An 8,102-nucleotide genomic window follows, 5' to 3' on the forward strand; every position below is an offset into this window, starting at 1 on the left:
ACGACAGCCCGCGCATGACCGCGCACGCCCGTAAATGGAATGAGGATATGCCTATTTAGAAGCCACCTTGTTTTCTTGACTTCAAAATGTGCAGTCGCTATCGATTTATCAATTGGTAAAAAACCGGGGAACTCATCGATGATCGACAAACTGCTTATCTCCCGCCGTGGCGTGCTTGCCTCCGGCCTCGCTCTAAGTGCCTCCGCGTTCATACCCTCCGCACGAGCTGCCGCGGCGGTCAAGGTCGCCGGCATCCATGGCTCACCGGTGGAAAACGCTTGGAATTCGGTGCTGCACAAGGCGCTCCAGGACGCCGCGGCGGAAGGTGCGATCGAATACGTCTTTTCTGAAGGCGTCTCCGGCACCGACTATCCGCGCGCGATGCGCGAATATGCCGAACAGGGCGCGAAGCTCATCATCGGCGAAACCTTCCCCGTGGAGAAGCAGGCGCGCGAAGTGGCCGCCGACTATCCGGAGACGGCCTTCGTCATGGGATCGAGCGGCAAGGAAGCCGGCGATAATTTCGGCGTGTTCGGCACCTGGAACTTCGACGGCGCCTATCTCGCCGGCATGCTGGCCGGAAAGATGACGAAGTCGAACGTCGTGGGCTCCGTCGGCGCCATGCCGATCCCGGAAGTGAACATGCTGATCAATGCCTTCGGTGCGGGCGTCAAGGCCGTCAATCCGGATGCCAAGCACCTCGTCACCTTCATCGGCACCTTCTTCGACCCGCCGAAGGCGCGCGAGGCCGGCTTGGCCCAGATCGACGCCGGAGCCGACATTCTGTTCGGCGAGCGCATCGGCACCGCCGACGCCGCCAAGGAGCGCGGCATCAAGTCAGTCGGGTCGCTGATCGACTACACGCCGCGCTATCCCGACACCGTCTTCGCAAATGCATTGTGGAACTTCCGCCCGATCCTGAACGCGGCGCTCGCCGACGTGGCCGCCGGCAAGCCGACCGGCCGCGACTACACCGCCTACGGCCTGATGAAGGAAGGCGGCAGCGACATCGTCTTCGTCAAGGGTGTGGCGCCTGCCGAAGCGGAAGCTGCGATGGAGGCCAAGCGCGCCGAGATCAAGGCGGGCACCTTCGAAGTCCCGCGCATCATGGACGAACCGAAGTAAACGGTTCGATGCAGGCGGATGCAACAGCGCTGGCGCAGGCTATTGCCGGCGGCCGGACCACCAGCCGGGAGGCCATGCAGGCCTCCCTTTCAGCGTCTTCGGCCTGGGAAAGCCTGGGCGCCGTCGCCTATCAGGACGCAGATAAGGGTCTGACGGCCGCCGACGCCATTGATGTTTTGCCGGGGGATGTCCGCCACACACTGCCCTTCTCCGGCGTACCGACGCTTGGCAAAGACCTCGGCGGGCCGTTCACCGGTTTTCCAACAACCGCGGGATCGCGCCTGATGGCGCGGCGCGGCGGATTGGTGGATTCCGACCTTGCCAAGCGTTTCCGTGCCGCTGGCCTCTGTCTTTTCGGCCTCACCACAAGTCCCGAATTCGGCCTGTCGCTCGCCAGCGAACCGGCAATCGGCCCGATCGCGCGCAATCCGCTGGCGCCTGACCTTTCGGCCGGCGGCTCCTCAGGCGGCGCTGCGGCCGCCGTTGCGGCCGGCATCGTCGCAATCGCCCACGCCACCGACGCCGGCGGCTCCATCCGCGTTCCGGCCGCCTGTTGCGGGCTCGTCGGTCTCAAGCCCAGCCGTGGACTGATGCCGGCGGGGCCGCATTTCGGCAATCACCTGGGCGGTATCGCCGCCGAACTGGTCGTGACGCGCTCCGTGCGCGATACCGCAGCGGCACTGGCAGCGCTTTCCGGCAACGCGCGCGGCCCGTTTCCGCCGGTTGAAATGCAGAAGCAGCGGGATGGGCGGCTACGGATCGGCGTTCTGACAGACACCGGCGCCGACCATCCGACGGACGCCACGCGACAAGCGGTCATCGAGGAGGCCGCCCGCGCACTGGAGGCTACCGGCCACCAGCTCGTCCCCATCTCCTTCGAGGCCGTGCACGGTATGGCATCGGCAAGCCGCCGCGCCTTCGTCGACATCGTCTGCCTCAATCTCGCCGACACGATCGCTCGCTTTGATCTGGATGCCGGCAAGACCGAACCATTGACGCAGGCCGTCATCGAGCGCGGCTTGTCCCTGCCGGCGCGAGGCCTGTGGCAAAGCCTCAACGCGATGGTCCTGGTCAGCCGCGACCTGCGGCGGCTTTTCGACGACATCGACTGCCTCATCAGCCCGATCCTGTCTTCGGCACCGCTCCCCGTGGGCTCCTTTCCAAGCGATCACCGGGACACAGACCTTCATTTCGAACGAATGGCGGCCTTTGCACCGCTCGCGACGATCGCCAATGCCTCCGGCTTCCCGGCGCTTACCCTTCCCTTCGGCGCCGATGCCGCGGACCTGCCATTGCCGGTCCAGTTGATGGCGCCGATGGGCGCCGACGCCCTGCTCTTGCAGCTTGCCGGCCTTCTGGAGCAGGATGGCCGCTGGCAACACCGGTTTCCAATCGCAGGATGGCCCGCATGAGCACACCGGTTCTCCAGATCGAGAACGTCAGCAAGCGTTTCGGCCAGACCCTTGCCAACGACAATATCTCCCTGTCGCTGGACAAGGGCGAAATCGTCGCCCTGCTGGGTGAGAACGGTGCGGGCAAGACGACGCTGATGAGCATCCTCTTCGGCCACTACGTTCCCGACAGCGGCCGCGTCATGGTGGACGGACAGGAACTGCCGGCAGGTCGGCCGCGCGCAGCCATCCGCGCGGGCATCGGCATGGTGCACCAGCATTTTGCGCTGGCACCCAACCTGACCGTGCTGGAAAACGTCACGACGGGCACCGAAAGCCTGTGGTCGCCGCGCTCCCGCCGCCGTGAGGCGCGGGCGAAGCTGCTGGCGATCTCGGAACGGTTCGGGCTGAAGGTCGATCCGGACGCGCGGCTTGGCGACCTGTCGGTTGGCGAGCAGCAGCGCGTCGAAATCCTGAAGGCGCTTTACAACGAGGCCCGCATCCTCGTTCTCGACGAGCCGACGGCGGTCCTGACGCAGATCGAAGCCGAGCGCCTGTTTGCTACATTGAAGGACATGGCGGCGCAGGGCCTGTCGCTGATCTTCATCTCCCACAAGCTGGACGAGGTGATGTCGACCGCGGACCGGATCGTCGTCCTGCGCGGCGGACGCCACGTTGCAGAGCGCCGCGCATCCGAGACCAGCAAGCCGGAACTGGCCGAACTGATGGTCGGCCGTGCGGTGTCACGACCGGTGCGCGAGCCATCGGACCCCGGCGACGTGGTACTGGAGGCCGCCGCGGTCACTGTCAGGATCGGCGGGGTCGATCGCCTGAAGGCCGTCGACTTTCGGCTTCGTGCTGGCGAAGTGCTTGGCATCATCGGCGTGTCTGGCAACGGCCAGGCGGCACTGGCACAGCTGCTGTCGGGCACCGCCGCCATGGCGAGCGGCGACCTGCTTCTGTTCGGCCAGCCTGTCGACGCGTTGAGCGTCAAGGACGCGGTCACCGCGGGAATCGGCCGGATCCCGGAAGACCGCAACAAGGACGGCGCCATCGGCGAGATGGCCATTTGGGAAAATGCCATTCTGGAACGTCTGTCGAGCTTCTCGCGCCACGGGCTGGTGGATCGCCAGGCTGGCATGGCTTTCGCGCAGACGATCATTGACACGTTCGACGTGCGCGGCGGATCACCGGCAAGCCGCATCCGGCTTTTGTCCGGCGGCAACATGCAGAAACTGATCCTGGGGCGAAATCTGATCGACAGGCCGCGCATCCTTATCGCCGCCCAGCCCGCCCGCGGGCTGGACGAAGGCGCGGTGGCCGCCGTCCACGAACGCATCCTCGACGCGCGGCGGCAGGGCACGGCGGTGCTGCTGATTTCGGAAGACCTCGACGAGGTGATGGCACTCGCCGACCGTATCCAGGCGATCGTCGGCGGCAGGCTCTCCCCGCCGATACCGGCGCAGGAGGCTTCTACGCGCAGACTGGGCCTGATGATGGCCGGCGAATGGGAAGGCGAGACGGCACATGCGGTTTGAAAGACGCGAACACAGGCCGGTCGCGCTGGTCATCGCGACACCGCTGATTGCGGTCGTTGCCGCGCTGGCGATTGCAGGCATCCTCATCGCGATTGCCGGTGCACCGGTTTTCGAAGCCTACTGGAACATTCTGAAGGGTGCCTACGGCTCGCGTCTCTCGGCGACGGAAACGCTGACCCGCGCCACGCCCCTGATCCTCACCGGCCTTGCGGCCGCCGTCGCCTTTCGCGCGCGGTTATGGAACATCGGCGGCGAAGGACAACTCTATCTCGGCGCGATCACCGTCGCTTGGGCGAGCTCGCATCTCATCGGCAGCTGGCCGTCCGCCTTGCAGATCCCGGCGCTGCTGATCATGGGCGCGGTCGCGGGCATGATCCTGCTTCTGGTGCCGCTGTGGCTCAGGCTGCGCTTTTCGGTCGATGAGGTGGTCACGACGCTGCTTCTCAACTTCGTCGCCGTCCTCTTCGTGTCCATGCTCATCGACACCGTCCTGAAGGACCCGACGGCGTTCGGCTGGCCGCAATCACAATCGGTAGCCGACGCCGCGATGCTGCCGAAGCTCCTCGCCCGCTCCCGCCTCAATCTCGGCCTCGTCATCGCCGTGGTGCTGGCCCTCGTGCTGGCCTTCGTCCAGTCGCGCACGGTGTTCGGCATACAGTCGCGCGCCGCCGGCCTTAACCCGCAGGGCGCGGTGTTCGCCGGCGTTCCGCTCGGCCGCACGCTTGTGGTCGTCGCCTGCGTGTCCGGAGGACTGGCTGGACTTGCGGGCGCCGTCGAGGTCATGGGCGTCAAGGGCTATGTGACGACCGACCTGTCGCCGGGTTACGGCTATTCCGGTATTGTCGTGGCGATGCTGGCCAACCTCAACCCGCTCGGGGTCGTCGTTGCCGGCCTCTTCACCGCCACCATGTTCGTTGGTGCGGATGGCATGAGCCGCGCCATGGGCATTCCGAGCTATATCGCCGATGTCATCGTCGCCCTCTCGCTCCTGACGATGCTGATCGCCGTCTTCTTCACCCAGTACAGGATCCGCCGATGAGCGCCGTCTTCGACATCATCGCCTCCGCCGGCTTGTGGGCGGCCGTCCTGCGCATCGCAACACCGCTGATCCTGGGCACGCTCGGCGCGCTCTTATGCGAGCGGGCCGGTGTCCTCAATCTCGGCATAGAGGGCATCATGACCTTCGGCGCGATGATCGGCTGGCTGGCGGTCTACAACGGCGCGGATTTGTGGACGGGTTTCCTCGTCGCTGCGCTCGCCGGAGGACTTTTCGGCCTGCTGCATGCGGGATTGACCGTCACGCTTGGCCTGTCGCAGCATGTCTCCGGTCTCGGTGTCACACTCTTTGCCTCGAGCTTCAGCTATTATGTCTTCCGCCTTCTCGTGCCGGTCGCCGGCACGCCCCCGACGATCACACCCTTCCAGCCCATTCATATTCCCGGCTTGAGCGACCTCCCCTTCCTTGGCCAGGCCGTCTTCAGCCAGACACCGCCGACCTATGCCGCGATCCTGATTGCTTTGGCGCTCGCCTATCTCGTGTTCCGCACGCCGCTGGGCCTTGCGATCCGCATGACCGGTGAAAATCCGCATGCTGCCGAGGCGCAGGGTATCAATCCCATGGTGGTTCGCTACGGGGCGGTGATTGCCGGCAGCGCGCTGATGGGCATGGCCGGCGCCTTCCTGACGCTGTCGGCCTTCAACAGCTTCTTTCCGACCATGGTCCAGGGGCGCGGGTGGATCTGCATCGCGCTCGTCGTCTTCGCCTCCTGGCGGCCACAGCGTGCCCTGCTCGGCGCCCTGCTCTTCGCCTTCTTCGATGGCTTCCAACTGCGGCTCCAGACAGTTCTGGGCGGTGTGGTTCCCTACCAGCTCTTCCTGATGATCCCATACGTCCTGTCGATCGCGGCGCTGGCTGTCATGGCCAGACGCGCCCGCGTGCCGCAGGCCCTCATGCAACCCTATCGGCGCGGCGAGCGCTGAACGGAGGATAACACCATGTTCGATCTCATCATCCGCAATGCCAACCTGCCCGACGGCCGCCAAGGGTTCGACATCGGCCTCAAGGACGGCATCATCGCGACCATCGAAAAGCGGATCGATGCCGTCGCGGACGAGGAGATCGATGCGACAGGACGGCTGGCAAGCCCGCCCTTCTGCGATCCGCATTTCCACATGGACGCGACGCTGTCGCTCGGCATGCCGCGCATGAACGTTTCCGGCACGCTGCTCGAGGGCATCGCGCTGTGGGGCGAATTGCGGCCGCTTCTGACCAAGGAAGCGCTGGTCGAGCGCGCGCTGCGCTACTGCGATCTCGCCGTCAGCCAGGGCCTGCTCTTCATCCGCAGCCATGTCGACACGTCCGACCCGCGCCTCGTCACCGCCGAGGCGCTGATCGAGGTCCGTGAACGGGTGGCGCCCTACATCACGCTGCAGCTCGTCGCCTTTCCGCAGGACGGCTACTACCGTGCGCCCGAAGGCGAGGCATCGCTGAAGCGCGCACTCGACATGGGGCTCGACATCGTCGGCGGCATTCCGCATTTCGAGCGCACGATGGACGATGGACGACGCTCGCTCGAGGCGCTGTGCCGGATCGCGGCGGAGCGCGGTTTGCCGGTGGATATCCACTGCGACGAGACCGACGATCCGATGTCCCGCCACATCGAGACGCTGGCGGCGGAAACGGTGCGCCATGGCCTGCAGGGACGCGTGGCAGGCTCCCACCTCACCTCCATGCACTCCATGGACAATTATTACGTCTCCAAGCTCATCCCGCTGATGGCGGAAGCCGAGATCAACGTCATCCCTAACCCGCTAATCAACATCATGCTGCAGGGCCGGCACGACACCTATCCAAAACGACGCGGCATGACGCGGGTGCGCGAACTGATGGCCGCCGGGCTCAACGTGTCCTTCGGCCAGGACTGCACCATGGATCCCTGGTATTCGATGGGCTCTGCCGACATGCTCGAGGTCGGCCACATGGCAATCCATGTGGCGCAGATGGGCGGGATCGAGGACAAGAAGAAGATCTTCGATGCATTGACTGTCAATTCGGCAAGGACCATGGGTCTTGAAGGCTACGGTATCGAGGTGGGCTGCAAGGCGGACCTGATCGTGCTCCAGGCCGCCGACGTCATCGAGGCGCTGCGGCTGAAGCCGATCCGCCTGGCCGTGGTCAAGGGCGGCAAGGTGATCTCACGCAGCGCGCCGCGGATCGGCGAACTCTTCCTCGACGGCCGGCCGGCGAGCATCGATCCCGGCCGCGACTACGTGCCCAAGGAGCCATCGTGACAGAAGGTCCGCGGGATCATAGGCTGACGCTGGGTAGCTTCGTCAAACCATAATCGTCTTATGACAGGCGAGACATCTGGATGAGCGGCCGACACCCAGTCGACTAGTCTCAGGACTTGTTAGAGCCAGAAAATGACGCTGCAGCGATGCAGATGGCCGAGAAGAAGGTGTGGGCGCATCGGTCGTGGCGAGTTGCGATGCGGCGCCAGTCCTTGAGTTTTGCGAACAGGTTCTCGACCTTGTGGCGCTGACGGTAAAGGGCGGTGTCGCAGGCGTATGGGACTTTGCGGCTTCGGCTCGAGGGGATGCACGGCTCGATGTCTCGTGCTTCCAGTTCCTGGCGCAACCAGGCGCTGTCGTAGCCGCGGTCGGCGATCAGATGAGAGGCTGGCGGCAAGGCGTCGAGGACGAGACGGGCGCCTTTGTGGTCGCTCATCTGGCCTTCCGATAGGAGCAGGATGATCGGCCGTCCGTCACCGTCGCAAACGGTGTGGAGCTTCGAGTTCAGCCCGCCTTTTGTTCGCCCGATACGGCGGGGAACATCCCCTTTTTGAGCAGGCTCGCCGCGGTGCGGTGAGCCTTGAGATGCGTCGCGTCGATCATGATACGCTCGGGTTTCGGCCCTTTGCCGGCGAGAACGGCGAAGATCCGGTCGAAGACGCCGAGCCGGCTCCAGCGAATGAAGCGGTTGTAGAGCGTCTTATGCGGACCGTAGCCAGTCGGCGCGTCCTTCCACCGGAGACCGTTGCGAATAACG

Annotated in this window: 6 protein-coding genes and 1 pseudogene; 6 read left to right on the forward strand and 1 reads right to left on the reverse strand. The window is 65.0% G+C overall.

All coding sequences use genetic code 11. The features are described 5' to 3' along the window. Nucleotides 1-138 precede the first annotated feature (138 nt). The 6 genes from B5M41_RS24440 to B5M41_RS24465 are packed head-to-tail and all read left to right on the forward strand — an operon-like array spanning nucleotide 139 to nucleotide 7,345. The gene (locus B5M41_RS24440; RefSeq protein WP_134651597.1) at nucleotides 139-1,125 is read left to right on the forward strand and encodes a BMP family protein; all 987 of its coding nucleotides are present in this window, start codon (nucleotides 139-141) and stop codon (nucleotides 1,123-1,125) included. A gap of 8 nt (nucleotides 1,126-1,133) precedes the next feature. Then, nucleotides 1,134-2,537, forward strand: a complete 1,404-nt coding sequence (locus B5M41_RS24445; RefSeq protein ID WP_134651599.1) for an amidase — start codon at nucleotides 1,134-1,136, stop codon at nucleotides 2,535-2,537. After that, nucleotides 2,534-4,054, forward strand: a complete 1,521-nt coding sequence (locus tag B5M41_RS24450; protein WP_134651601.1) for an ABC transporter ATP-binding protein — start codon at nucleotides 2,534-2,536, stop codon at nucleotides 4,052-4,054. Before B5M41_RS24445 ends, B5M41_RS24450 begins: the two co-directional genes overlap by 4 nt. Beyond that, nucleotides 4,044-5,093: an ABC transporter permease gene (locus B5M41_RS24455; protein WP_134651603.1), complete on the forward strand. Its 1,050-nt coding sequence runs from the start codon at nucleotides 4,044-4,046 to the stop codon at nucleotides 5,091-5,093. Before B5M41_RS24450 ends, B5M41_RS24455 begins: the two co-directional genes overlap by 11 nt. After that, nucleotides 5,090-6,034 carry an ABC transporter permease gene (locus tag B5M41_RS24460; protein WP_134651605.1) on the forward strand — a complete coding sequence of 315 codons (945 nt, stop codon included), beginning with the start codon at nucleotides 5,090-5,092 and terminating at the stop codon, nucleotides 6,032-6,034. The genes B5M41_RS24455 and B5M41_RS24460 overlap by 4 nt, the downstream gene beginning before the upstream one ends. A 15-nt stretch (nucleotides 6,035-6,049) precedes the next feature. Then, nucleotides 6,050-7,345: an amidohydrolase family protein gene (locus B5M41_RS24465; protein WP_134651607.1), complete on the forward strand. Its 1,296-nt coding sequence runs from the start codon at nucleotides 6,050-6,052 to the stop codon at nucleotides 7,343-7,345. Nucleotides 7,346-7,464: 119 nt separating this feature from the next. Here B5M41_RS24465 and B5M41_RS24470 read toward each other — a convergent pair. Then, nucleotides 7,465-8,102, reverse strand: a pseudogene (locus tag B5M41_RS24470) (IS5 family transposase); the annotation flags it as partial.

Source organism: Shinella sumterensis (assembly GCF_004514425.2).
Taxonomy (GTDB): Bacteria; Pseudomonadota; Alphaproteobacteria; order Rhizobiales; family Rhizobiaceae; genus Shinella; species Shinella sumterensis.

Bases quoted from the DNA above. Each gene is read 5' to 3' on its own strand.
- B5M41_RS24440 (WP_134651597.1), top strand. From the start codon at position 139: ATGATCGACAAACTGCTTATCTCCCGCCGTGGCGTGCTTGCCTCCGGC.
- B5M41_RS24445 (WP_134651599.1), top strand. From the start codon at position 1,134: ATGCAGGCGGATGCAACAGCGCTGGCGCAGGCTATTGCCGGCGGCCGG.
- B5M41_RS24450 (WP_134651601.1), top strand. From the start codon at position 2,534: ATGAGCACACCGGTTCTCCAGATCGAGAACGTCAGCAAGCGTTTCGGC.
- B5M41_RS24455 (WP_134651603.1), top strand. From the start codon at position 4,044: ATGCGGTTTGAAAGACGCGAACACAGGCCGGTCGCGCTGGTCATCGCG.
- B5M41_RS24460 (WP_134651605.1), top strand. From the start codon at position 5,090: ATGAGCGCCGTCTTCGACATCATCGCCTCCGCCGGCTTGTGGGCGGCC.
- B5M41_RS24465 (WP_134651607.1), top strand. From the start codon at position 6,050: ATGTTCGATCTCATCATCCGCAATGCCAACCTGCCCGACGGCCGCCAA.